This is a genomic window from Aliiroseovarius marinus, assembly GCF_004360145.1.
Classification (GTDB): Bacteria; Pseudomonadota; Alphaproteobacteria; order Rhodobacterales; family Rhodobacteraceae; genus Aliiroseovarius; species Aliiroseovarius marinus.
Genome location: NZ_ML178712.1, coordinates 274,259 through 297,161 on the forward strand (window position 1 = coordinate 274,259; position 22,903 = coordinate 297,161).

At 58.5% G+C, this 22,903-nt stretch carries 25 protein-coding genes and 3 pseudogenes; 15 read left to right on the forward strand and 13 right to left on the reverse strand.

Features of this window, described 5'->3' with window-relative positions:
* Window positions 1-15: 15 nt before the first annotated feature.
* Complete coding sequence (locus tag EOL43_RS01445; protein WP_133485002.1) at window positions 16-1,767, reverse strand: heparinase II/III family protein; 1,752 nt, start codon at window positions 1,765-1,767, stop codon at window positions 16-18.
* 118 nt (window positions 1,768-1,885) lie between these two features.
* The gene (locus EOL43_RS01450; protein ID WP_133485003.1) at window positions 1,886-3,145 is read right to left on the reverse strand and encodes an RsmB/NOP family class I SAM-dependent RNA methyltransferase; all 1,260 of its coding nucleotides are present in this window, start codon (window positions 3,143-3,145) and stop codon (window positions 1,886-1,888) included.
* 68 nt (window positions 3,146-3,213) lie between these two features.
* On the opposite strand from EOL43_RS01450, the gene EOL43_RS01455 reads away from it, so the two are divergent.
* On the forward strand, window positions 3,214-3,441 hold the full coding sequence (locus EOL43_RS01455) for a DUF1674 domain-containing protein (RefSeq protein WP_133485004.1): 228 nt from the start codon (window positions 3,214-3,216) through the stop codon (window positions 3,439-3,441).
* 123 nt (window positions 3,442-3,564) lie between these two features.
* Here the strand turns inward: EOL43_RS01455 and truB are convergent, their stop codons facing one another.
* Window positions 3,565-4,470: a tRNA pseudouridine(55) synthase TruB gene (truB, locus tag EOL43_RS01460; protein WP_133485005.1), complete on the reverse strand. Its 906-nt coding sequence runs from the start codon at window positions 4,468-4,470 to the stop codon at window positions 3,565-3,567.
* Window positions 4,470-4,889, reverse strand: a complete 420-nt coding sequence (gene rbfA / locus EOL43_RS01465) for a 30S ribosome-binding factor RbfA (RefSeq protein WP_133485006.1) — start codon at window positions 4,887-4,889, stop codon at window positions 4,470-4,472. Before rbfA ends, truB begins: the two co-directional genes overlap by 1 nt.
* 98 nt (window positions 4,890-4,987) lie before the next feature.
* Here rbfA and dapB point away from each other — a divergent pair, with 98 nt between their 5' ends.
* Window positions 4,988-5,797 (forward strand): 4-hydroxy-tetrahydrodipicolinate reductase, encoded by an 810-nt coding sequence (gene dapB, locus EOL43_RS01470; protein ID WP_133485007.1) that lies wholly within the window; start codon window positions 4,988-4,990, stop codon window positions 5,795-5,797.
* An 87-nt stretch (window positions 5,798-5,884) separates the two neighbouring features.
* On the opposite strand, the gene deoA is transcribed toward dapB, so the two are convergent.
* Window positions 5,885-7,192: a thymidine phosphorylase gene (deoA, locus tag EOL43_RS01475; RefSeq protein ID WP_133485008.1), complete on the reverse strand. Its 1,308-nt coding sequence runs from the start codon at window positions 7,190-7,192 to the stop codon at window positions 5,885-5,887.
* Between the two features lie 88 nt (window positions 7,193-7,280).
* On the opposite strand from deoA, the gene EOL43_RS01480 reads away from it, so the two are divergent.
* Window positions 7,281-7,787 (forward strand): DUF1643 domain-containing protein, encoded by a 507-nt coding sequence (locus EOL43_RS01480; RefSeq protein ID WP_133485009.1) that lies wholly within the window; start codon window positions 7,281-7,283, stop codon window positions 7,785-7,787.
* 9 nt (window positions 7,788-7,796) lie between these two features.
* On the opposite strand, the gene EOL43_RS01485 is transcribed toward EOL43_RS01480, so the two are convergent.
* Complete coding sequence (locus tag EOL43_RS01485; RefSeq protein ID WP_133485010.1) at window positions 7,797-8,990, reverse strand: calcium-binding protein; 1,194 nt, start codon at window positions 8,988-8,990, stop codon at window positions 7,797-7,799.
* 179 nt (window positions 8,991-9,169) lie between these two features.
* On the opposite strand from EOL43_RS01485, the gene EOL43_RS01490 reads away from it, so the two are divergent.
* The 4 genes from EOL43_RS01490 to pnp all read left to right on the forward strand — a co-directional run bounded on the left by EOL43_RS01490 (window position 9,170) and on the right by pnp (window position 13,097).
* Entirely contained in the window at window positions 9,170-9,487 is a 318-nt protein-coding gene (locus tag EOL43_RS01490) for a DUF5665 domain-containing protein (RefSeq protein ID WP_240686422.1), read from the forward strand.
* Between the two features lie 142 nt (window positions 9,488-9,629).
* Window positions 9,630-9,899 (forward strand): 30S ribosomal protein S15, encoded by a 270-nt coding sequence (rpsO, locus tag EOL43_RS01495; RefSeq protein WP_133485011.1) that lies wholly within the window; start codon window positions 9,630-9,632, stop codon window positions 9,897-9,899.
* Window positions 9,900-10,051: 152 nt separating this feature from the next.
* Complete coding sequence (locus EOL43_RS01500; protein WP_133485012.1) at window positions 10,052-10,768, forward strand: sterol desaturase family protein; 717 nt, start codon at window positions 10,052-10,054, stop codon at window positions 10,766-10,768.
* A 181-nt stretch (window positions 10,769-10,949) separates the two neighbouring features.
* Complete coding sequence (pnp, locus tag EOL43_RS01505; RefSeq protein WP_133485013.1) at window positions 10,950-13,097, forward strand: polyribonucleotide nucleotidyltransferase; 2,148 nt, start codon at window positions 10,950-10,952, stop codon at window positions 13,095-13,097.
* A 64-nt stretch (window positions 13,098-13,161) separates the two neighbouring features.
* Here the strand turns inward: pnp and EOL43_RS01510 are convergent, their stop codons facing one another.
* Window positions 13,162-13,938 (reverse strand): nuclear transport factor 2 family protein, encoded by a 777-nt coding sequence (locus EOL43_RS01510; protein ID WP_133485014.1) that lies wholly within the window; start codon window positions 13,936-13,938, stop codon window positions 13,162-13,164.
* A gap of 92 nt (window positions 13,939-14,030) precedes the next feature.
* Between EOL43_RS01510 and EOL43_RS01515 the strand changes: the two genes are divergently transcribed.
* The 4 genes from EOL43_RS01515 (at window position 14,031) to tnpC (ending at window position 16,996) form a co-directional block, all read left to right on the forward strand.
* Window positions 14,031-14,399, forward strand: a complete 369-nt coding sequence (locus EOL43_RS01515; protein ID WP_133485015.1) for a winged helix-turn-helix transcriptional regulator — start codon at window positions 14,031-14,033, stop codon at window positions 14,397-14,399.
* 287 nt (window positions 14,400-14,686) lie between these two features.
* Entirely contained in the window at window positions 14,687-15,067 is a 381-nt protein-coding gene (tnpA, locus tag EOL43_RS01520) for an IS66-like element accessory protein TnpA (protein ID WP_133485016.1), read from the forward strand.
* Window positions 15,064-15,411, forward strand: coding sequence for an IS66 family insertion sequence element accessory protein TnpB (tnpB, locus tag EOL43_RS01525; protein WP_133485017.1), 348 nt, complete (start codon window positions 15,064-15,066; stop codon window positions 15,409-15,411). The genes tnpA and tnpB overlap by 4 nt, the downstream gene beginning before the upstream one ends.
* Window positions 15,412-15,481: 70 nt before the next feature.
* Entirely contained in the window at window positions 15,482-16,996 is a 1,515-nt protein-coding gene (tnpC, locus tag EOL43_RS01530) for an IS66 family transposase (RefSeq protein ID WP_133485018.1), read from the forward strand.
* 97 nt (window positions 16,997-17,093) lie between these two features.
* Here the strand turns inward: tnpC and EOL43_RS15620 are convergent.
* Window positions 17,094-17,229 (reverse strand): annotated as a pseudogene (locus EOL43_RS15620) (transposase); the annotation flags it as partial.
* A 123-nt stretch (window positions 17,230-17,352) separates the two neighbouring features.
* Between EOL43_RS15620 and EOL43_RS15625 the strand changes: the two are divergent.
* The gene (locus EOL43_RS15625; protein ID WP_420867491.1) at window positions 17,353-17,706 is read left to right on the forward strand and encodes a Tn3 family transposase; all 354 of its coding nucleotides are present in this window, start codon (window positions 17,353-17,355) and stop codon (window positions 17,704-17,706) included.
* Between the two features lie 113 nt (window positions 17,707-17,819).
* Here EOL43_RS15625 and EOL43_RS01545 read toward each other — a convergent pair whose 3' ends face one another.
* A complete protein-coding gene (locus EOL43_RS01545; protein ID WP_133485020.1) occupies window positions 17,820-18,425 on the reverse strand; it encodes a phosphatase PAP2 family protein in 606 nt (201 codons plus the stop codon).
* Window positions 18,422-19,960: a sulfatase-like hydrolase/transferase gene (locus EOL43_RS01550; protein ID WP_133485021.1), complete on the reverse strand. Its 1,539-nt coding sequence runs from the start codon at window positions 19,958-19,960 to the stop codon at window positions 18,422-18,424. Before EOL43_RS01550 ends, EOL43_RS01545 begins: the two co-directional genes overlap by 4 nt.
* A 242-nt stretch (window positions 19,961-20,202) precedes the next feature.
* Between EOL43_RS01550 and EOL43_RS01555 the strand changes: the two genes are divergently transcribed.
* Both EOL43_RS01555 and EOL43_RS01560 read left to right on the forward strand, forming a co-directional pair.
* Entirely contained in the window at window positions 20,203-20,895 is a 693-nt protein-coding gene (locus EOL43_RS01555) for a phosphatidylserine decarboxylase (protein WP_133485022.1), read from the forward strand.
* Window positions 20,892-21,653, forward strand: a complete 762-nt coding sequence (locus EOL43_RS01560; protein WP_133485023.1) for a CDP-alcohol phosphatidyltransferase family protein — start codon at window positions 20,892-20,894, stop codon at window positions 21,651-21,653. The genes EOL43_RS01555 and EOL43_RS01560 overlap by 4 nt, the downstream gene beginning before the upstream one ends.
* Window positions 21,654-21,671: 18 nt before the next feature.
* On the opposite strand, the gene EOL43_RS01565 is transcribed toward EOL43_RS01560, so the two are convergent.
* Together EOL43_RS01565 and EOL43_RS01570 are read right to left on the reverse strand one after the other, a co-directional pair.
* Window positions 21,672-22,061 (reverse strand): diacylglycerol kinase, encoded by a 390-nt coding sequence (locus tag EOL43_RS01565; protein ID WP_133485024.1) that lies wholly within the window; start codon window positions 22,059-22,061, stop codon window positions 21,672-21,674.
* A gap of 155 nt (window positions 22,062-22,216) precedes the next feature.
* Window positions 22,217-22,369 (reverse strand): annotated as a pseudogene (locus EOL43_RS01570) (IS5/IS1182 family transposase); the annotation flags it as partial.
* 16 nt (window positions 22,370-22,385) lie between these two features.
* Here EOL43_RS01570 and EOL43_RS15630 point away from each other — a divergent pair.
* A pseudogene (locus EOL43_RS15630) lies at window positions 22,386-22,499 on the forward strand (hypothetical protein); the annotation flags it as partial.
* Between the two features lie 26 nt (window positions 22,500-22,525).
* Here EOL43_RS15630 and EOL43_RS01580 read toward each other — a convergent pair.
* Window positions 22,526-22,894 (reverse strand): Hint domain-containing protein, encoded by a 369-nt coding sequence (locus EOL43_RS01580; protein WP_133485025.1) that lies wholly within the window; start codon window positions 22,892-22,894, stop codon window positions 22,526-22,528.
* Window positions 22,895-22,903 lie beyond the last annotated feature (9 nt).

Consider the following 22,903-nt stretch of genomic DNA (forward strand, 5'->3'; position numbering starts at 1 on the left):
AAGGCCTGAAGTCTGTTAACTTGGCAGCTCCGACTGGTCGCCCGTTTCAAGGTCACGCAAGACCGTTGGGGTGTCTTGCGCCTTGGCCAGCGTCCAGCGGATGCGTGTCGCATAGTCCATTGCGACGCCCGAGAGAACCACTTGTTTTGTTTTTCGGGGCTTCAGACGCGACTTTTCCAAATAAACGCTGCTTTGCAGCATCAGTTCACCGCGTCCCTCGAAGCGGAACACCCAAATCTCGCCGGATCGCAGCGCCAAAGACACCGCCGTACCGCCCATATCAAGGGTCGCGTCGACCTCGGGGTGGAGGTGGAATCGCACCGTGAAGGGCACGCCTTGCAGGGATGTGTCGTCGAGCGCGCGATCAAACGCCTCTTGATCCGCATCCGTGACAGCGGCCAGTGTGTCTTCACCTGACAGCTCGCGCCCCGTCACGTTCAGCTCCAGCTTGCGCATATGGGTCAGGCCGTGGGTCGCGACATAGCCATCATGGGCGGCGACAACGCCGTTGGTTCCGACCCCAACCACACGCTCCAGCGGCACCTGCTTTGGGGTCTGCGCCAAGAAGGTCCGCTCGATCCCGTCCAGCACCTGTGGTGCAGACAGCCGCGACGACGACATACCCGTCACACCCATCACGGAATGGGACGGCGTGGCGCGCCCCGCCTTGTGCCATTCCGGCCCAAATTGCACGCCGGTTCCGCAGTTCACAATCACCGGGCGCCGACCCGAAGTCATCTCGAACGCCAAGGTCGACGCGTGCCCATTGGCCGAGGCATTCCCGGCAGGCGGCGGCGCGCCGTCCATGATCACACTGGTGCGTCCGGCGGACAGACGGGCATAGCCCATCGCCAACCCCTCGTTCACACCGGCTCGCACGCCTGAATTTGCCAGCGCGTGATCCAAACGGCCATCCAGCCCGCGCCCACCGCCGTGAAAGCGGGCCAGCCCGCCATCCGCATGGCGCAGCGCGCGCAAGGTTGGCGCGATCCGGTTGATCGCCTCAAGATGGGCAGGTTCAGGCTCACGCCCACTTTCGCGCAGGGTCAGCGCGGCCCAGTTCAGAAGGGTGAAGACTTCCAGCAGTTCTTCAGGATTCCGGGTCGGGATGCCGCCCTGATCATCAATTTGATCGGTGCACTCCTGCGCCAAAGCGCGAATGGCACCATCCACGTGGACATCGACACCGGTCAGGCTGAACCCAGCATAGATCAGGCCGGTCAGCGCCTCGAACCGCGGCAGACCGGGTGTCGCGCCGCGCCAACGACGCGCCAGAAACAAGGTTTGCTGACCCAGCGATCGGAAGAACCACCTGCTCTGCTCGGACGACATACCTCGCATCAAGAACAGCGCTTGGTTGATCCAGCGGATCAGACGCCGCCCGGTCAAGTCCGGGGTCCAGCCTTCGCCGCGCCCGTTTCCATAGGCGGCAATCCAACCAAACACCCACTCTTGGGCGCGCTCCCGCGCTTCGGCGTCGCCAACGCTGGCCAAGTCGTCCAACCACGCAAAACCTTGAGTCTCTTCAATGAAAGCAGGATTGGGCGGCGGGATGTCCCACAACATGTGATCCGGTGCATTCACCAGATGGCCCGCGAACAGGAAATTGCCCGCCAAAAGCTGCTTGCCGCGCGCAAAGGATCCGATCGTGCGCGGTTCCGGTTGCGACACAAACCCCGCCGCAGGCCGCGCCCGCGCCGCCCGTTTTGCGTGCCAACGATTTGAAAATCGGGTGCCTAACCCGGAAGAACCGATCTGTGGAGCCACAGCGCGCCTCGCCTCATGTCATTTGCTCGTGGTCGTTTCGACCTGCCCCTCTAAGTGGGCTTTGGCAAAGCATACCAAGACGGCCTGCGCCTGTCATGGCGAAATCATGGGCGCGTGATTATTTCCGGCGCAGGCAGGTGATAAAGAACCCGTCCATGCCGCCCTGATCGGCCATATAATGCGGGAACAACCGCAGCCCTTCAGGGCCGATCCAGTCAGCCTCCACACCGGGCAGGCGCAACGCGTCCAGATCAACCGCCAGCCCCTCGTGACGGGCCAAGGCATCGCGCACCTGTTCCTCGCCCTCGTCGATCAGCAGGCTACAGGTGCAATAGACCAGACGTCCGTCGGGCTTCAGAAGCCCCAGCGCCCGGTCAATCATGTATTCCTGAAGCTCGAACAGCCCCGGAAACTCGCTGCCATCTTTGGCGTAAGGCAAATCGGGGTGACGGCGAATGGTGCCGGTGGCAGTACAGGGCGCATCCAGCAGGATCGCGTCAAACGGCCCACCTTCAAATTCCAGCGCATCACCCGTGACCAGTTCCGCTGCCAGTTTGGTGCGGGTTAGGTTCTCTTCCACCCGCTTCATCCGGCCTTCGGACACATCCAGCGCGGTGACATTGGCTCCCGCCGCCGCCAGTTGCATGGTTTTACCACCGGGCGCGGCGCACATGTCCAAAACCGTTTCGCCTGTCTGCGCGTCCAACACCTTGGCGGGCAAAGTGGCGGCAACGTCCTGCACCCACCAATCGCCTTCGGCATAGCCCGGAAGGTTGGTGATCTGCCCGGCATCCGCCAAACGCACCGACCCCATTGGCAACATCTCGCCCTTCACGGCCACAGCCAGCGCGGCAGCATCACCCTTCGCCGTCAAATCAACCGGAGCGCCCGCGAACTGCGCAGCCTCCATCGCGGCCACGGCCTCTTTCCCGTAATCCGCCAGCAAGGGCTTGCGCAGCCACTTGGGCAGACGCGGGATGGGCAGCGTGTCCCACTTGGCTTTCTCGCGGTCGATCTTGCGCAGAACAGCGTTCACCAAACCGCGTGCATGCTCCGTCTCAACCTGCGCCTTCGCGATCTCCACACAGGCATTCACCACGCCATGCGCAGCCCCGCCATTGCAAATCTCAGCCACGCCCAGCCGCAGAATGTTCAACACACGTGGCACAGGACGTTGGCGCAGAAACGGCCCAAGCATCCGGTCGCAACGATCCATGCCCCGCAGGGTCTGCATCACCAAACGCTGCGCCCGCGCGCGATCTTCGGCCGGTAGCTTCGCCAGACGTTTCGGCAAAGCCTCGGACAACAGCCGCTTTTCCACGGTGACATCATCCAGAAGGTCCACCACCACATGCCGCACGTCTTTCGGGTTGCTCATCTCACGTCCTTTGCGTTTCGCTGCAATGCGCCCTATATCATCCCCAACACCGAAACAAGGAGCGCCGCATGTCAGACGATAGCCCCAAGGCCGACCAATCGAAAGAAGCTGCGCCCGAGACCCCGAAGCGCGAGCTTCCCCCCGCCGCCATCCGCGCGCTGGCCGAAGCGGAAGAGCGCCGCAAGAAAGCGGAAGCCGAGGCCAAAGCCCAACCCAAGGAATACGGAGGCCGCGACGGCCCCGAACCCGTCCGTTTCGGAGATTGGGAAAAGAAAGGCATCGCCATCGACTTTTGATCGATGGCCTCACGCCTGCATTTTCTTGCCCGAAATATCCTCGCCGAAGGCATGAAATCCGCCGCGCGTCAGCGCGGCCACCCCCAAGCCTGTTGACCGTCAGGTCATAAAGGCGCGGGAGCGCTACTGGTTGAACACCCGGCTGGGATGCAACTCGCCAGACCGGTAGGTGCCGACCGCAACCGCTTTGCCTTCATAAGACGCCCAGGCCTCGTCGCCATATTCCACGTCTGACGCCAGAACCATGCCGGGATTGCCGTGTTTCAACCGCGTCGCCCCTTCGGCGCTGGCTTTCAGCTCGGGCAGATCTTGCAGACCTTCCTCAAGCGGGCGCAGATAGGCGTCCAGCTCTCCGGTTTTGGCCAGCTCTTCGATCAGCTCGATGGTCACACCATCTTCCGCGTCAAACGGCCCCGACCAAATCCGGCGCAGATTGCGCACGTGCCCATGACAGCCCAGCGCCTCGCCCAGATCACGGGCGATCGAGCGGACGTATCCGCCCTTACCGCAGGTCATTTCCAGCGTGACGTGATCGGCATCCGGGCGAGACACCATCACCAGCTCTTCAACCCACAACGGGCGGGCGGCGATTTCCACATCCTCGCCATCGCGGGCCAGCTTATAAGCCCGCTCGCCATCAATCTTTACGGCGGAAAACTTCGGCGGCACTTGCATGATGTCGCCGGTAAACTGCGCCAAAGCAGCCTGAATATCTTCGTCCGAGGGGCGGGCATCGCTTTCCAAAATCACCTCGCCCTCGGCATCATCGGTGTTGGTCGCCTGCCCCAGCCGCACGGTGAACTCATAAGCCTTCAGCGCGTCGGTGATATAGGGGACGGTCTTCGTCGCCTCGCCCAAAGCCACGGCCAAAACGCCGGTCGCTTCCGGATCAAGCGTGCCCGCATGGCCCGCCTTCTTCGCATCCATCGCCCAGCGCACCTTGTTCACAACGGCGTTCGAGCTGATACCAGCGGGCTTATCCACGACCAGCCAGCCGTGGATATCGCGCCCCTTTTTGCGGCGTCCCATTAGTCTTCTCCGGCCTCGTCGTCCGACTTGCGCAGATCACGCTGCACATCTTCCTGTTGCAACAGGCGGTGCGTGTGATCCATCTGGTCAAACGTCTCGTCCACCATGAAGCGCAGCTCGGGCGTGTGCTTGATCTTGATCGCGCGGCCAACAATGCGGCGCAGCTCGCCCTTGTTGCGGGCCAAAGCCTTCACGGCCTCGTCCCCTCCTTTGCCGCCCAAGGGCAGCGCATAGACGGTCGCAATCGACAGGTCCGCAGTCACGCGCACTTCGCCAATGGTGATGGACATGCGCGACAGGTCAGGGTCATGCACATCGCCACGCATCAGGGCTTCGGACAGGGTCCGGCGGATCAGTTCAGCCACGCGCAGCTGGCGCTGGTTGGGGCCACGTTGGTCTTCAAAACGGTTCTTTGCCATATCCGCCATGTATTCCTTGATGCGCTTGGGCGCAACAGGGCTTTGCCAAGCGGGCGCACTCGGGTTAGACACCCCCAAACGAAATTCGGAGACCAGACATGAGCGATTTGCCGGGCATTGTAGTGATGGGAGCCTCGGGCCGTATGGGCCAGATGCTGATCAAAGAAGTACTTGCCAATGACAAGGCACGCCTTGTGGGAGCACTGGAACGCCCCGGCCATGACTGGGTCGGACGCGACGTGGGCGAATGCATGGGCGGCCAGCCCGTGGGTGTTGCCGTGACCGATGACGCGCTGGAAACCATGGCGAAAGCGCAAGCGGTGATCGACTTCACCGCACCCGCCGCAACCGTCGACATGGCCGAGATCGCCGCCCAAGCCCGCGCCGTCCACGTCATCGGCACCACTGGCCTGACCGATGAAGATCTGGAGAAGATCGCGCTGGCTGGCCGTCACGCCACCATCGTGCGCGCTGGCAATATGAGCCTTGGTGTGAACCTGCTGACGCAGCTGACCAAAAAGGTCGCCGCCGCGCTGGACGAGGATTTCGATATCGAGATCATCGAAGCGCACCACCACCACAAGGTCGACGCGCCCTCGGGCACCGCGTTGATGCTGGGTGAAGCCGCCGCCGAAGGGCGTGGCGTCGATCTGGCTGACGTGTCCGACCGTGGTCGCGATGGCATCACCGGCGCCCGCAAACGCGGCGATATTGGCTTTCACGCGGTGCGTGGTGGCGACATCGTGGGCGAGCATGACGTGATGTTTGCTGCGCCCGGCGAACGCATCGTGCTGCGCCATCTGGCCACCGACCGCGCTATCTTCGCCCGTGGCGCGGTGAAGGCTGCGCTGTGGGGTCAAGACAAAAAGCCGGGTGAATACAGCATGTTGGACGTGCTGGGCCTGTAATTTAACGGCAAAGTTCTCCCGCCCAGCGCCAACCCTATCGGGCCGCGCTGGTTGGGGGTGGCCCGTGCCTACGGCACGGGCGGGCGCTTAGGTCAGGATCTCGGCAACCACGGGGCCGGGCGTCGGTGCGTCCCCGAAGTGGTAGGCCGCCAAAAGTTGCGCCTTCGCGGCCTCGGCATCCGTGTCCGAGGCCGCGTGGATCACCGCAATCGGATCGCCTTTTTCCAGCTTCGCCCCCAGAGGTGCCAACCGCGTCAGGCCCACTGCCGGATCAATTTTGTCGGCTGCGCGGCGTCGACCCCCACCCAGCTCGACCACGCAGAGCCCAACCTCGCGGGTGTCAATGGCGCTGACATGTCCCGCTTCAGTCGCGCTTAGTTCGGTGATCACCGGCGCTTGGGCCAGATAAGCTTCGGGACGGTCCACGATATCCGACGGACCACCCAGCGCGGCCACCATCAGCCCGAACTTCTCGGCGGCTTGACCACTCTCCAACACATCGCGCACGCGCCTCGCGGCCGCCGCCCGGTCCGTTTCAGCGCCCGACGCGACGAGCATCTGAGCACACAAGGCTGTCACGACCTCCTCCAGCCGAGCTGTGCGACGCGTGCCGGTCAGGAACTCAATCGCATTCAGCGTCTCGACGGCGTTACCTGCGGCATCCGCCAAGGGCTCGTTCATATCGGTCAGTAGCGCGTGGCACTTGAGCCCCGCCAATTGCGCAACGCGCTGGATGGACGCCGCCAAATCGCGTGCATCGTCAAAATTCGACATGAACGCTCCGTTGCCGAATTTCACATCCATCACCAGCGATTCCAGCCCCGCCGCCAGTTTCTTCGACAGAATCGACGCGGTGATCAGCGGGATGCTTTCCACCGTCGCCGTTACATCGCGGATCGCATAAAGGCGTTTGTCGGCGGGGGCGAGGTCTCCTGTCTGGCCAATGATGGCACAGCCAACGTCGCGCACGACCCGGTCAAACAGCGCGTTGTCCGGCTGCGAGGTATAGCCGGGGATGGCGTCCATCTTGTCGAGCGTACCCCCCGTGTGCCCCAATCCGCGGCCCGAGATCATCGGAACGTACGCTCCGCACGCCGCCAGAATGGGTGCGAGCATCAGGCTGACATTGTCACCCACGCCCCCGGTCGAATGCTTATCCACGACGGGGCCGGGCGTGTCTGGCCAGCGAAACACATCACCACTGTCGCGCATCGCCAAGGTCAGTGCGGCGGTTTCGTCCGGTGATAGCCCCTTCAACCAAGAGGCCATCGCGAAGGCTGCGACCTGTGCGTCGCTCGCCCCACCCTGAGCGATGCCGTTGACCATCGCGGTAATGTCAGCGTCGCTTAGAATCTCGCCATCGCGTTTCTTACGGATCACTTCGGATATCAGCATGATCTGCTCCGTTTTCTTTCACCTTCCGTCCAAATTTGCGGCAACGCAAGGGGTTGCCAAGGGTCAGCTATCGCCTCAGAAAGCATCTATGATCACGCGCGAATTTCAAAAGGGCGACGCCCATTCCACGGCCGTTTACTCGGATTGCGAAAAATACCGCTATACGCTGACGCGTGTGTGGGAGCCCGCCGGGCGCAAGGCGCTGTTCATCATGTTGAACCCGTCCACCGCGACGGAAGTGCAGAACGATCCGACGGTCGAGCGCTGCGAACGCCGTGCCCGAACACTGGGATTTGGGGCGTTTCGGGTGACCAATATTTTCGCATGGCGTGACACCGATCCGCGCAAGATGCGGGCGGCGGTGGATCCTGTAGGTCCGGCGAATGACGCCGCCATTCTGGACAGTTGCCCCTGGGCCGATCAGGTTATCTGCGGCTGGGGCACCCATGGCGCACATCTGTCGCGCGGGCCGGAAGTTGAAGCGCTTCTTCGGCAAACCAGCCAGCCGACATTTCACTTGGGCCTAACCAAGGATGGGCACCCGAAGCATCCGCTCTACATCGCCTATGCCCAACAACCGGAACGCTGGTTCTAACCGCGCTGCTTAAGCGAAAATATTCTCGCGAACTTCAACATAGACGTCGTGCACGGTCGCATCCGGAGCGCCTTGCAGGATGGCAACCACCTGACCACCAACCGTGACCACGCCGTCTTTTCCATCATCCGAGGGGCGCACCTCGCAGGTCAGATCCGCGTGTCCCTCTTCCTCGTCCAATGAGATGCGTAGGAAATCGCGTCCCGTCTCGAAATCGGTCACCTGAGCGACCGGCATTCCATCTTCACCATCGGGATACAGCCAGAAGATATCGTTGCCGTCACCGCCGGTTGCCACATCCGAGGCCCCGAAAATCAATGTGTCGTTCCCGTCTCCTCCGTCCAATACATCAGATGCATGGTCATTGTGCCAAGCATAGTCGTGCTGCTCGGCACCGCTTTCTTCCATGGCATGGCCGAAGTGATCGATCACGTCGTCGCCATCACCACCGATCAGCCAATCCTCACCAAGCCCGCCCTTCAGGACGTCATCCCCGTCACCGCCATCCAGAATGTCGTTATCCGTGGCATCCAGATCGCCTGACAACTCGTGTTCATGCCCGCCGCCGAAAAGCTGGTCATCTCCGTCCCCGCCCGTCAGAACGTCGTCGCCTGTGCCGCCATCCAGATAGCTATCGATGCTGTCCGATCCGTCCAGGCTGTCATTGCCCTGCCCACCATAGGCTGCAAGCGCTCCGTCACCCGCAATGATCGTATCGTCCCCGTCATTGCCAAACACATAGGCTGCGTCATCGCTAGCCCGGACGGTATCATCGCCCGCACCCGCATCAACCACGTCAACCGATCCATCGCCCGTCACGACAGCCGTTCCCCGGAAAGTCGTGATCGCCCCCGGATCCGCACCCGCACCAGATGCGCCAAGGGTCACGTCATCATCCCCAGCGGTCAGCACATGTTCGGTCGTTCCGGATACAAAGTGATCCAAATCTTCGCGCCCATAATGGGAATCGGTTTCGGTACCTAGAAGCTGATCCAACAAGGTCTGATCCTTGTCAGGGCTGTCTCCATCCCCCAGCCCGCCATTCGGGGTCAGAACGCCCGTCATGGGAGTCGTGCCGCCACCCACATCATCATCGTCGGACCCGCCCCCGTTTCCTTCAAGATCGCCACCCACATCATTGGTGAAGCTATCTGCCAGCACTGCCACCGGCAGGAGGCTTAGAAACAATAACCCAAAAAGCATTCGATACGCCGCCTGTCTTTACTTGCCCGCATAACATCCGTCACAATGATGCTGATCACCGCTTGCGAATGTATGAAACACCACGCATTCTTCGACTGGAATTTGCCGACAAGTTTAATTAAATTAAAAGTTAACAAAGTGTTAACGCTCAGACGGCAGCGCAAAATAAGGATCGAGTGATGTCAGAAAAGGACAGTGACGCGACAGACCCGCTGACCCAGCGCGAGGAACAGCTCTCGCTCGAGGTGCGCGCCCTACGGGCCGAAGTCGAGCGGATGAACAACCACCGCTTCATTCGCCTGCATGACAGCCTGTTCAAACTGGGCATGTTTCAACTGTATCGCGGTTTGGCTTTTGGTCTGGGGTCCGTGCTGGGCGCCACGATCCTTGTGTCCTGGGTGATCTATATGCTGGGCTCGATCGACTTCATCCCCGTACTGGGCGACTGGGCTAGCCAGATCATCGAGGAAATTCAGGTCGCCCCACCCGCGCAATAAGGATCTTGGCGATTTCCTTTGCGTTTAACGCAGAATCCTTCTATACGCCCCCATCCGCCTGAAAATGGCGGGTATCTCCATGGGCCTTGCTGGACGACATCCCGGCCTGCGCCATCCACTCTAACCTACGAAGGAGACCCCGATGTCGATTACTGCTGAAGAAAAGAACCGCCTGATCAAGGAATTCGGCACCAAAGAAGGCGACACCGGTTCGCCCGAAGTTCAGGTTGCCATCCTGTCGTCGCGCATCGCGACCCTGACCGAGCACTTCAAAACGCACAAGAAAGACAACCACGGTCGCCGTGGTCTTCTGAAAATGGTTGCCCAGCGTCGTAAGCTGCTGGACTACACCCGTGCGAAAGACGAAGCACGCTATCAGGACCTGATCAAGCGTCTGGGTCTGCGTCGCTAAGACCGGATCCATTTGGACAGAAGCGCCCGTCTTGCAAAAGGCGGGCGTTTTCTTTTGTGAAGCCGCCCCAAACACACCCACTGCTTTACGTGTGGTCTGGCTTGAAATGACCGGCGGTCATCGCTCACCTTATGTCAGGTGAGGAGAAAACGATGATAGAAACCATCCGCGTCCTAATGAATATGGGCAGCTTGCAACGGCTGTTTCCGTTCTGGCTTTCGGGCCTGATTGTGCTGGGGATCTGGTTCACGCCATGGCTTCTGCTGGCCATCGCCTATGGCGTGCTGGCGCAGTTCTTCGTCGAATATGCCATGCACCGCTTCCTTCTACACCGCGAGCCGCCCACCGATCAGGGCGTGTTCAATGAACTTTACCGCAGCCATATCGGCCATCACGAGTTCCCGAACGATCCCGAGTTCTTCACTGGCGGCGATCACTGGTACCCGTTGCGCTTCGGCACGATCTCGTTCGTTCTGCACACGCTTGTCCTGTGGCCCGTTCTGGGGCTGGGACCGGCGGCGCTGTTTGCCTATGTGGCGCTGTTTGTCGGCTCGGTCAGCGCTTTCACCTTCTATGAATACTGTCACACGCTGGCGCATCTGAACGTGCCGAAAGGCTGGTTCGGACAACGCGTGACGCGCACCCATCTGGCGCATCACTTTCAAGATCACGAGGCCACCTTCCATGTCAGCTTTGGCATGAACTGGATCGACCGGTTGTTCGGCACCAAGCACGACGCGCAGGTTGCCCGCGAACGCTTCGACCGCGAAACCATCCTGTCGATGGGCATGGACCCCGAGGATCTGCGCCTTGTCACCGCCCGCAAGGCCTTTGGCATCACAAAGCACCCGCGCCGCCGCCACAGCTAGGCGCGCAGCAGCGCTAACGGTTTTGCTTTCCAAACCCCTTGTTTTCCTGTAAGGCGCACGCATCTGAGACGTGACGCTTCGACCCCGGCGCATGAAAAAGGTAGAGGGGTCGGTGGCAATGGGGCCACCACGAAAACGGAAGACCCGGAGGGCCGGGAGTGCTTCCAACTAGGAAAACATGATGTTTGACGTAACTAAAAAATCGATGGAGTGGGGCGAAGAAACCCTCACTCTGGAAACGGGCAAGGTTGCCCGTCAGGCCGACGGTTCGGTTATCGCCACTCTGGGCGAAACCTCTGTCATGGCCAACGTGACCTTCGCGCGCCAGCAGAAGCCCGGTCAGGACTTCTTCCCGCTGACGGTTCACTATAACGAAAAATACTATGCTGCCGGCAAAATCCCCGGTGGCTTCTTCAAGCGTGAAGCGCGTCCGACCGAGAAAGAGACGCTGACCTCGCGCCTGATCGACCGTCCGATCCGCCCGCTGTTCGTTCCCGGCTTCAAAAACGAAGTTCTGGTAATCTGCACCGTGCTGTCGCACGACCTGGTTAACGACCCCGACATGGTTGCGATGATCGCTGCCTCGGCTGCTCTGACCATTTCGGGCGCTCCGTTCATGGGCCCGATCGGCGCTTGCCGCGTTGGTTTCGAGGATGGCGAATACATCCTGAACCCGACCTGCGACGACATGCACGATCTGCGCAACAACCCGGACCAGCGTCTGGACCTTGTTGTAGCCGGCACCAAAGACGCCGTGATGATGGTGGAATCGGAAGCCTACGAACTGTCGGAAGCCGAGATGCTGGGCGCCGTGAAGTTCGCCCACGAGCAGATCCAGCCGGTGATCGACCTGATCATCGAACTGGCCGAAGAAGCTGCGAACGAACCGTTCGACTTCCAGCCTGCTGATTACTCGGAGCTGTACGAGGCTGTCAAAGCCGCTGGCGAAGACAAGATCCGCGCTGCATATGGCAACACCGACAAGCAGGAACGCGTTGCCGCTGTTGCTGCCGCCAAGGAAGAGATCATCGCATCGCTGACCGAAGAGCAGCAAGAGGACGCAAACCTCGGCACCGCTCTGAAGAAGCTGGAATCGGCTGTTGTCCGTGGCGACGTTGTGAAAACCGGCAAGCGTATCGACGGTCGCGCACTGGACACTGTCCGCGCCATCGACAGCTCGGTTGGCATCCTGCCCCGTACCCACGGTTCGGCCCTGTTCACCCGCGGCGAGACCCAAGGTCTGGTTGTGACCACTCTGGGCACCGGCGACGACGAACAGATGATCGACGCGCTGACCGGCACCTACAAGTCGAACTTCCTGCTGCACTACAACTTCCCTCCGTATTCGGTTGGTGAGGTTGGCCGCTTTGGCCCTCCGGGCCGTCGTGAAATCGGTCACGGCAAGCTGGCATGGCGTGCGCTGCAGGCTGTTCTGCCGTCGGCCACCGACTTCCCCTACACCATCCGCCTGGTGTCCGAGATCACTGAATCGAACGGTTCGTCCTCGATGGCGTCGGTTTGTGGTGGCTCGCTGTCCATGATGGACGCCGCTGTTCCGCTGAAGGCTCCGGTTGCTGGTGTGGCCATGGGTCTGATCCTGGAAGATGACGGTTCGTATGCTGTTCTGACCGACATTCTGGGTGACGAAGATCACCTGGGTGACATGGACTTCAAAGTGGCTGGTACCGAAAACGGCATCACGTCCTTGCAGATGGACATCAAGGTCGCAGGCATCACGCCCGAGATCATGGAGAAAGCCCTGGCACAAGCCAAGGATGGCCGTATGCACATCCTGGCCGAGATGGGCAAAGCCCTGACCGAAGGCCGTCAGGAATTCTCGGCCCACGCGCCGCGCATCGAGACCATGAACATCCCGACCGACAAGATCCGTGAAGTGATCGGCTCGGGCGGTAAGGTCATCCGCGAGATCGTTGAAGTGTCGGGCGCCAAGGTCGACATCAACGACGACGGCGTGATCAAGATCGCATCGCCGAACGGCGAAGCCATCGCCAAGGCGTACGAGATGATCCACGCGATCGTCGCCGAGCCGGAAGAAGGCGCGATCTACACCGGTAAAGTTGTGAAGATCGTCGACTTCGGCGCCTTCGTGAACTTCTTCGGCAAGCGCGACGGCCTTGTGCACGTCAGCCAGATCGAAAACCGCCGCCTAAACCATCCTTCGGACGTTCTGAAGGAAGGGCAGGAAGTCAAAGTCAAACTGCTTGGCTTCGACGACCGCGGCAAAGTTCGCCTGTCGATGAAAGTCGTCGATCAGGAAACCGGCGAAGAGATCGCTCCGGAACCGAAAAAGAAAAAAGACGAAGACTAAGCCCTCGTCTCTCTAAACAGAAAGCCCCGGTGGAAACGCCGGGGCTTTTTTCATGGCGTGACGTCTAGAACTTGCCGTTCTCATGGGCCATTTCGGCAGGGATCTCGGAAATCGTGTCCCAATGCTCGACGATCTTGCCACCGTCCACACGGAACAGATCGAAGAACGCGGTGTCCTGCGTGCCCAGCTTTCCTTCCGATGCGGTGAAGACGAAGTTGCCATCGGCAACAACCATGTGGGTTTCTTCGTATTTCATTGCGTTGCCCGACTCGGCCATGGCCTGGAGTGCGGCGCCCAGACCTTCCAGCCCGTTGCCCACCATCGGGTTGTGCTGGATGTAGGTCTCGGTCGAAATATAGTCAGTGATCTTTTCAGGCGCTGCACCATAGAGCACATCCGCAAGGAAGCCTTCGACCAGCGCCTTATTCTCGGCGGTCTTTTCCTTATCCGTCACCTCGGTTACGCCATCCGTCATCGTGTTGCCCGAGGCCGTCTGATCTGCCGGCACGGCGGTTTGCAGGTTGTCCCAGTGCTCGGCCAGTTTGCCGTCTTCCACACGGAACACATCAAAAGCGACCTGCGTCTCAGCGCCGAACGCCTGCGCATTATCATAAGTCACGTGCAGGACCACCAGATCACCTTCAGAGATGACACGGTGCACGGTGGGGCTTAGCCCGCTTTCCTTCAGCGCCGGAAGGAAGCCCAAGATCGGCGCAGCACCGGTCGGAACGGTTGGGTTGTGCTGGATATAATCCTCTTTCAACAGCTGTCCTGCGGCGTCCGGATCGAAGTCCACAAACAAGGCAGTCAGCGCAGCAAGTACGGTTTCAGTCGGGGTCATGTCGAAGTCCTTTCGAATCAGTTGTTCTCTCTGACTCGAATAGGTATTCTTTTCGCACCAAGTATCAATTACGCACTATTTAGGAACTAGGTATGGTCAAAGTAACCGCCCTTACGAAAGACGAGGCAGACAACTGCCCGGTCCGGCAGGTTCTGTCGCAAGTTACAGGCAAATGGCAGATGCTGATCATCTTCGCGTTGGAGGATGATCCCCTGCGGTTTGGCGCATTGAAACGCGAGGTTGGCGACATCACCCAGAGAGTCCTGACCGAGAACCTGCGCAAGATGGAGCGTGACGGGTATCTGACCCGCACCGTGGACGCGGGACCGCCAGTGTCTGTGACCTATGCGCTGACAGATTTGGGGGCTGAGCTGTGTGGCCACCTGAAACCGCTGCTCTTCTGGGCAGCAGAGCGGCATGAGAAGGTGATCGAAGCGCGTGCGGCCTACGCAGCCGAGTGAGCCATCGCGCAACGCTCATCTTTCGAAAAAAGGCCCAACGGAAATGCCGAGCATCTCTATGGGGAAAGTTCCCGCGATCAACCAAGCCGCACAACTTGCAGCGGCATGAGACTCTGACGCACCCAATACTCTCGGTTGCAAGAAAACTCATCGAAGTCGTTTTTGTGTTAGAAATCTGCACCCAATGGGGTTGGCTAGAACGTGAGCGTCCGTTGAGCCCGACCTAACGGCGTCGAGAAGATTCATCTAAGTGTCCACCATCGATGGTGGACACTTAGGGGCACTCTATGAGCAGGCGGAAGAAGCGGTTTTGGGCGGATGAAGAGAAGCGCGAGATTTGCGCGCAGGCGACGACGCCGGGGATGTCGGTCGCACAAGTTGCGCGGCGGTATGCGGTGAACGCGAACCTTATTTTCAAGTGGCTTAAGGACCCGCGCTTTGCGCCGGAGGCTGATGTGTCCGATCAAGAAGCGATGTTTCTGCCGATTGAGATTGAGGCTGATGTTGCCCGCAAACCAGCACCTATCGACATGTCAATGCCGTCTCCATCTGGCCCTCTGTCGGCCAGCCGGGTTGATATCACCCTGTCGGATGGGCGGCGCATTTTGATCGAAGGGCCGACAGCGCTGGCTTCTGTGATCAGCTTGGTGCAGGGTCTGGCGGTTTGATCCCGGTTCCCTCCAACACGCGGGTCTGGCTGGCGGCTGGTGTCACGGACATGCGACGCGGGTTCAACACCTTGGCGGCGCAGGCTGAGAAGGTTCTGGAGCTTGATCCGTATTCCGGGCACCTGTTCGTGTTCCGTGGCCGACGCGGTGATCTGCTCAAGATCATCTGGTGGGATCAACAGGGCGCATGCCTGTTCAGCAAGCGATTGGAGAAGGGTCGCTTTGTTTGGCCCGCTGCGAAGGATGGCAAAATCTGCGTGACGCCAGCACAGCTATCGATGCTCTTGGAAGGGATCGACTGGCGGATGCCGCAAAAGACTTGGCGCCCTCTGACGGTCGGATAGCCCAACAAATACAGCACCTTGAGCGCTTTCGGGATTCATGTTTTGCCCCTGATCCGGTATAGAAACGGCGATGCTTAAGGACCTCGATATCACGCCAGACGATCCTGCCGAACTGCGGGCCGTGAACCGGCTTCTGGCGGATGAGGTCAAGTCGCAGGCGCTCTTGATCGAGAAGCTCAAACATCAACTGGCAGGACAGAACCGCCATAGATTTGGTGTCCGTTCCGAGAGCCTGGATCAGCTCAACCTGACCTTTGAGGAAGATGAGGCGATTGCCGAGGCCGCATCTGAACCGCGCCCTGAGATACCAAACACTGAAGGCAAAACCCCGCGCCAGCACAGCCGCAAGCCGCTGCCTGATCATCTGGACCGGCATGACGAGGTTCTGTCCCCGGGTGAGGACTGCACGCGCTGCGGCGGCAGGCTGAAGACCCTCGGCGAGGACGTCACCGAGGAACTGGAATACGTGCCGGGACGCTTTGTGGTGAACCGGATTGTTCGCCCGCGCAAAGCATGCGCGGGCTGTGAGGCAGTTGTCCAATCGCCACTACCGTCACGCCCCATCGAGCGTGGCAGGCCGGGACCAGGTTTGTTGGCGCATGTACTGGTGAGCAAATACGCCGATCATCTTCCTTTGTATCGCCAGAGCCAAATCTACGCCCGTGAAGGGGTAGATCTGGATCGTTCCACGATGGCCGATTGGGTTGGTCGGTCCACAGTTCTGCTGGAACCACTTGCTGATGAGATCGGGCGGATTGTCCGACGTGGGGATGCGCTTTTTGCCGATGATACACCCGTGAAGATGCAGGCGCCGGGCAACAAAAAAACCAAAACGGCGCGGGTCTGGACCTATGTGCGCGATGAGCGGCCATGGTCGGGACAATCCCCGCCCTGCGCGTGGTATCAGTTCACAGTGGATCGCAAAGGAGAGCATCCCGTCAGCCACCTAGCGGGATACAAGGGCTGGGTTCATGCGGATGGGTACTCCGGCTTCAACGGCCTGTTTGGCGACGGTAAAGCCGATGAGATGGCCTGCATGGCGCATGTCAGGCGCAAGTTCGTGGATGTCTTTGCGTCCCAGGGAAATGCTATCGCAGAGGAGGCCATCCGCCGGATCGCGGAACTCTATGCCGTGGAAAAGGATGCGCGCGGCAAATCGCCCGAAACGCGTGTCACGCTGCGGCAAGCACGGGCCACACCCATCTTCGATGATCTGGAAGCCTGGCTACATGCGCAGCTCCCCAAGATCTCCGGCAAATCGCCACTCGCGCAGGCGATCCGCTACGCCCTTGGCCGGATGCCAAAGGCTTGGCCATACCTTGAGAACGGCCATTTGGAATTGGACAACAACACAGCCGAACGCGCCGTCAAACCCATAGCCATCGGACGCAAAAACTGGATGTTCGCAGGATCCGAGGGCGGCGGCAAAGCCATGGCCATCGCCTTCACCCTGATCGAGACCGCAAAGCTCAACAACGTCGATCCGCAAGCCTGGCTAACATGGGTCCTTGCCCAAATCGCCGACCACAAGATCACACGTCTCGACGAACTCCTCCCCTGGCGTTACGCTGCAAAAGCAGCGTAACAGGCACCACCCAAAAGCAACAGGGCGGGTTCATCGGACGGGCACCGCGCTGTCTGCTTGCCGCCCGAGAAGACATCAGCCATCCCGTCAATAGCCTGCCGCTTCCATGTGCTGACCTGGTTTGGGTGAAGCTGGTGCTTCGCTGCGATCTCCTGCACGGTCTTATCACCACGCAGAGCTTCCAATGCCACCTTGGCTTTAAACTGGTCTGTAAAGTTCCGGCGCTTCGCCATTCTCGTATCCCTTCAACGGTTTGGGATACACCTTAGCTGACTGTCCAGTTTCCTGGGACCACTTCAGCCTTCGGCCAGATCATCAAATCGCTGTTCATTCTGCGCTATGTCGATGATCTGAGTCTGCGGCAGGCCATCGAGCGCCAACTCAACAAGGTTGAACTCGCCAACCGCTTCACCCGCGCCGTCGCCGTTGGCAATCCCCGCGAGTTCACCCAAGCCGAAAAAGAGGAACAGGAGATCGCCGAGGCCTGCAACCGCCTCATCAAAAACAGCATCATCTGTTGGAACTACCTCTACCTCGCCCACCAACTCGAAAAGGCCCCGGATGAGGAAACCAGAGAAAACCTGCGGCGCACGATTGCCGCACACGCCCCAATGGCCTGGGCACACATCAACATGCTCGGCGAATACGATTTCTCGGAAGACAAGCTCCGTGACGCCCTCGGAATCCTCCCCCTGAAATCAACTGCCTGACACACTCTCAAGATCAGGGGGAGATAAGACAGGAAAAATCACAATGAATTAGCCGCTTACAGAAATCCCTGTGGGACCTCGCGTACCTTTATGCCAACGGACCCAAAGCACCGTCAACACTGTCGTCGGGAAACGCTTTGGCGTCTCGTGACAAACAACGTTGCAATCGCTGCACCGATCAAAGCTCCTGCAATTGTTGCCGAGATCGTATGCTTGTCCAACATATATCGCGCGTACATCGTCATTAGCGTCACAGCCAACCCAAATACACCCAGCCAGACGCTATAGCGTCGGAACATAATCATCGCTCCAGAAGCGGCCAGCGTCGAATGGCCTGATGGAGTATTGTGCTGACTGTCAGGGCTAATGGGCCTTTGGCCAAGCCGAGTTCCCTGAATGGTGACATCATTTAGCATTCGTTTGGGACCATGGGTGGCCACGATACCTGCAACAGTCACCACAAGAATCTGCTTCAACCCGACCACGTCCCGGCTGACCAACGCAATTGCCAGCGGCACAATACTGTTCAGGTGGCGGCCATAATCCTCGATCGCAACGACATGCGCGATTTCATGTCCGTTTTTTAATGGCTGATAATCCCGCTCCAGATTGGTTGGATAGAACATCGATGCCAAAATCAGCACCATGAGCAGTGCGAGTCTAATGGGATAGGCGCGCAGCATCGCGCCCGCCGACTGGAAAATTTCGCGAAATGTCATGATGCGTCCTTTGGTAGATTGAACAGATCCCGTTCAGGAAGATAGGCATCCATCGTCAGGCCAAACGCCCCAAGGATCGAATGAAAGACCAGTTCATGGGGATTAATCTTGTCACGCATGATCATGTCATTATCCAGCCCACGGCTGGCTTTGAAGCTATCCGACATCCATACGTAGAATGGTATCAGACGCTGCTCGGGCGGGGCAACCGATATGGGGGCTCCATGCAGATACAGCCCATTCTCGCCCAATGACTGGCCGTGATCCCCGACAAAGATCATCGCTGTGCGGGTGTCTGGAATATCCGCAAGCTCTTTCACCAACTCGGAAAGAAGATAATCGTTGTAGACCAGCGTGTTATCATATGCGTTATGCAGCTCTTCCTCAGAGCATTTCGCGATCTGTACGGTGTCACACACCGGTTGGAACACACCGAATTCGGGCGAATATTTCGAATAATAAGCGGGGCCGTGGCTACCGGTCTGGTGAAGCGTGATGAACAGGCGATCTGCCTCGGTCGATTGAATAAGCTCTGGCAGTTTCCAGAACAACGACTCGTCCAGCTTCGGGTCCGGACAATCCGCACCGTTACAGTCGGCCACCAGATCATACGCCTTGATATAATTGTCGACCTTGATAGGCGGCTCGCCGAAATTGTTCGACCGGAACTCGGTATGCACACCATGGCGCGTCAGATAGCTTTGGATCGGCTCATGAACCGTACGGGCTGACGCGGCGTTTCCCTCGTGCGTTAACATACAGGCCAGCGCTGCTATTGTGTACGTCGCGCAGCTTTCCCCCATAGGAAGAACGGCAATGTCCGTGTCTTTCGTATACGGATTGGTGTCTTTGCCATACCCATAGTGCGCGAAGTGATCCGCACGCGCAGCTTCGCCGATCACCAAGATCACGACATCCTTCTGACCGGCTGGGACCGGAGCATCAAACTCACCATCGGGCAAAAGGACTTGCTCGCGGTTGCTCAAAGCTTGCTGATTGGCATAGCGGGCCGCATTCACGATGTAAGACCACGGCAGCACGCGCGAGCCCATATTCTCGCCGTGAAGATCGTACCAGAACCACGTTGTGGCCGTCGAGAACGCCCATGTCAGAAGCAGACCCAAACTGACGACAAAACCTGCCAGACGCGCAAAAATACGGGGCTTCCTGATGGGCACGAACCACAGCAGCAAGATAGCCGCAACAATTGCCGGGACCAGATAGATCAGCACGCTGGGATGCCACAGTTGGGACGCCTCGTTCTGGTCGGTATTCAGGATATTCCCGATCATCGTGCGATCCAAAACAACCGCATAGGAATGCATATAATAAAGAGCGGCCGCGTTCACCACGAGGTTGAGCGCCATAAAGCCCTTCATCAGCCGGATCGAAAAGATCGACAACAGGAACAGAACGATACACATCACCAGAAACTGCAAAATCTGGGTCGAGATCAGCAGCAATTTTCCATCGAATGTCGCCAGATCCACCGCCGGCAAAATCACGCCTAGAACGGGGCCCTGGAACGCAGCCATATTCGCTAAGGCGTACAGCACAATGGCTGTCAGAAGTCCGAATTTCCGAGGTGTGTTCTGCGTCAAATTCTCAGTCAAAGGCACATCTTTCTGCTCACAATCAATCCGCTCTTCAGCCAAGACAGCTCAAAGCCCTTGAAGCCAGTGCAAAATCCGGTGATTTATGGGGGTCTCTACAATCTCGTTGCGCTGATGTCACTAAGCTTGTTCGTCGTAGCCACCCAATCCTTGGAGTTAAAAGTATGAATGTTCTCGACTCCGTCATACTCCCCATGCACCGCGAAGGCCGCAAGTTCGTCGCGATCTTCGCCCTGATTACGATTATTGCGACCTGGCTTTGGCAGCCACTGTTCTGGCCCGGACTGGCGCTGACCGTCTGGTGTTACTATTTCTTTCGCGATCCCAAGCGGGTCGTCCCGCAGAATCCAAACGCGATCATCTCGCCTGCTGACGGCGTCGTGTCACTGATACAGGATGTGGTACCGCCCAAAGAAATGGGGCTGGGGGACGAGGCGCTGACCCGAGTGTCGGTGTTCATGAGCGTATTCAACTGCCACGTGAACCGCGCCTGTATCGACGGCGTGGTGCGCAATGTCACCTATCACCACGGCAAGTTTCTGAATGCCTCTCTGGACAAAGCCAGCGAGCATAACGAGCGCAACTCGATCACAGTCGAACGCGCAGATGGCGTAAAAGTCGGCATTACGCAGATTGCAGGCCTGGTTGCACGCCGGATCGTCTGTTTCGTTAAAGACGGTTCATCCCTAAGCGCTGGCGACCGGTTCGGCCTGATCCGATTTGGCAGCCGGCTCGACATTTATCTGCCCAAAGGCGCCGCACTGCAGGTGTCGCTGGGGCAGACAACTATCGCAGGGGAAACCATTTTGGCCGATCTTGGCGACGGCGCAGACGCGCAGGTTGGGATCTCAAAATGAAGGACCGCGGCAAACCCCAGGCTTCGCTGAACTATTGGGCTTTGCTTCCCAACCTTGTGACGCTTCTTGCGCTGTGCACGGGCATGTCCTCGATCCGGCTGGCATTAAGTGATCGTCACGAACTTGCGGTCATCGCCCTGGTGATCGCCATGGTTCTGGACGGTCTGGACGGACGCCTTGCACGTGCCTTGAAAAGCCAATCGGAAATCGGAGCACAGCTGGATTCGCTGGCAGACTTCTTCAACTTCGGCATCGCACCGGGCCTGATCATCTATTTGGCCGTTTTTTGGGAAACGGAATATGCGAACCTCAGCTGGATCGCAGTGATGTTTCTTGGGATCTGCTGTGCCTATCGACTGGCACGCTTCAATTCGTCTGAGCCGACGCCCGCAACCGAGCATTTCGAAGGCGTCCCTGCCCCAATCCTTGCAATGCTCTGCCTGATCCCGGTCTATCTGCAACTTCTCGGTATTGATTTTGGCAAGAATTATCCTCTTTTGACCAATTTCTACCTCTTCTTCTGTGGGTATCTCGCCGTATCGCGCATTCCGACAGTTTCCCTGAAGTCTTTGAAAATACCCCACAAAGCCCAATCCTACGTGTTGGTCACGGCGGCTGTCATAATCGGCTTGATGCTGGTCTTTCCCTGGGAAACACTAATCGCGTTCTCGGCTGTCTATCTTGTATCGATACCGGTTTTGGCGCGTCGCATTCGCTCAAAACACTCGGATGACACCAACGTCAATCACAGCGAATGACCCCAGGGGCCTTTTCGTTTAGAAAAGGTCCAGCTCAGTCACCAGTGCGAAGATAACGTAACAACCGTTTGCACATAGAAGGCAAAACACAGCAAAGGATCCAAGATCCTTTGCATTCTTAGCAGCCTGTGACCATTCAGGAGACACAAGGTCGACGACTTCTTCTAACCCCGTGTTCAGCGCCTCGACCGCAGATGTGACCAAGAAAAGGATGAGGGTAAGAACATAATGAATAGGGGCTACACTGGCCAACCAAAACGCCCCAAAAATCATCAGCTGTGCCGATATCTCTTGTCGAAACGCAGACTCGCGAAAAAGAACCTTCGCCCCATCAAACGAATAGCGTGCCGCTGCAAGGAAATGCGCAAACCCGGTCACTTTGTTTGGAATTTTGGGAGATCGGGTCATTGGTTCGCGCACCTGAGTTTCTCAAGAAAATTATGGGTATCGACCGTCAAACGACACTGTCTTCGTCATAGGACATGGCTCGTTTAGCGCATGGATCGCCGCTAAACAATCTTTCCAACTCGCAAGAAAACCGCCGCACTAGGGCCTGTGGACAATCATCGTGAGGCGATGAGGGCAGCCACGAGGTTCCAGTTGGCGGCGTAGCTGCAATCGGTTTTGTCGTATCGCGTGGCTATACCTCTGAATTCCTCAATCTTTGCGAAGTAGTTTTCGACCAGATGCCGCCATTTGTACGCGTCGGCGTCGTAGGCCCAGTACGCACGAGTTTTCACCACCGGGCAGAGCCTGGAAAGCCAGATTGAGCACCTTCAGGCCGAGGGTTGCGACACAATCTTCCAGGAGAAACTGACCGGGTTTGACCGTCGTAGGCCCAACTGACCCGAGCGTGCAAAAGTGGCCAAAATTCAGAACGTTTGGAGAACGCAGCGGTTCACCGAAGTCTGCATTGGTTTGTTGTTATCTAAATGGCGCCTTATAAGGGATTTCTGTTTTTTTCCGCTGGGGCTATGTGCCGCCAAGGCAAAGGGGAGTATCCCGCTTTTAAGTACTGGAAACAGGGTCGTAATTTCTTCAAGTGCCTCTGCCGTAAGTGCCTTGAGGGCCTCGGGTCCGGGGAAGAAGCTCTCTGAGTATGCCCCGTTTGCGATTACGATTTCATGCTGGTCAAATACCAGATGGTAATATTCAGCCTCGTGAACATCGTGATCAACATAGATGCCGGGAAGCTCTGTTAGTCGGATACCCGCCACGAGGGCATTCTCATCCCCAAACATACGCTTACG

Coding starts and splice junctions, on each gene's coding strand:
- EOL43_RS01450 (WP_133485003.1), bottom strand. CDS start 3,145: ATGAGCAACCCGAAAGACGTGCGGCATGTGGTGGTGGACCTTCTGGAT.
- EOL43_RS01455 (WP_133485004.1), top strand. CDS start 3,214: ATGTCAGACGATAGCCCCAAGGCCGACCAATCGAAAGAAGCTGCGCCC.
- truB (WP_133485005.1), bottom strand. CDS start 4,470: ATGGGACGCCGCAAAAAGGGGCGCGATATCCACGGCTGGCTGGTCGTG.
- rbfA (WP_133485006.1), bottom strand. CDS start 4,889: ATGGCAAAGAACCGTTTTGAAGACCAACGTGGCCCCAACCAGCGCCAG.
- dapB (WP_133485007.1), top strand. CDS start 4,988: ATGAGCGATTTGCCGGGCATTGTAGTGATGGGAGCCTCGGGCCGTATG.
- deoA (WP_133485008.1), bottom strand. CDS start 7,192: ATGCTGATATCCGAAGTGATCCGTAAGAAACGCGATGGCGAGATTCTA.
- EOL43_RS01480 (WP_133485009.1), top strand. CDS start 7,281: ATGATCACGCGCGAATTTCAAAAGGGCGACGCCCATTCCACGGCCGTT.
- EOL43_RS01485 (WP_133485010.1), bottom strand. CDS start 8,990: ATGCTTTTTGGGTTATTGTTTCTAAGCCTCCTGCCGGTGGCAGTGCTG.
- EOL43_RS01490 (WP_240686422.1), top strand. CDS start 9,170: ATGTCAGAAAAGGACAGTGACGCGACAGACCCGCTGACCCAGCGCGAG.
- rpsO (WP_133485011.1), top strand. CDS start 9,630: ATGTCGATTACTGCTGAAGAAAAGAACCGCCTGATCAAGGAATTCGGC.
- EOL43_RS01500 (WP_133485012.1), top strand. CDS start 10,052: ATGATAGAAACCATCCGCGTCCTAATGAATATGGGCAGCTTGCAACGG.
- pnp (WP_133485013.1), top strand. CDS start 10,950: ATGTTTGACGTAACTAAAAAATCGATGGAGTGGGGCGAAGAAACCCTC.
- EOL43_RS01510 (WP_133485014.1), bottom strand. CDS start 13,938: ATGACCCCGACTGAAACCGTACTTGCTGCGCTGACTGCCTTGTTTGTG.
- EOL43_RS01515 (WP_133485015.1), top strand. CDS start 14,031: ATGGTCAAAGTAACCGCCCTTACGAAAGACGAGGCAGACAACTGCCCG.
- tnpA (WP_133485016.1), top strand. CDS start 14,687: ATGAGCAGGCGGAAGAAGCGGTTTTGGGCGGATGAAGAGAAGCGCGAG.
- tnpC (WP_133485018.1), top strand. CDS start 15,482: ATGCTTAAGGACCTCGATATCACGCCAGACGATCCTGCCGAACTGCGG.
- EOL43_RS01545 (WP_133485020.1), bottom strand. CDS start 18,425: ATGACATTTCGCGAAATTTTCCAGTCGGCGGGCGCGATGCTGCGCGCC.
- EOL43_RS01550 (WP_133485021.1), bottom strand. CDS start 19,960: ATGGCTGCGTTCCAGGGCCCCGTTCTAGGCGTGATTTTGCCGGCGGTG.
- EOL43_RS01555 (WP_133485022.1), top strand. CDS start 20,203: ATGAATGTTCTCGACTCCGTCATACTCCCCATGCACCGCGAAGGCCGC.
- EOL43_RS01560 (WP_133485023.1), top strand. CDS start 20,892: ATGAAGGACCGCGGCAAACCCCAGGCTTCGCTGAACTATTGGGCTTTG.
- EOL43_RS01565 (WP_133485024.1), bottom strand. CDS start 22,061: ATGACCCGATCTCCCAAAATTCCAAACAAAGTGACCGGGTTTGCGCAT.
- EOL43_RS01580 (WP_133485025.1), bottom strand. CDS start 22,894: ATGTTTGGGGATGAGAATGCCCTCGTGGCGGGTATCCGACTAACAGAG.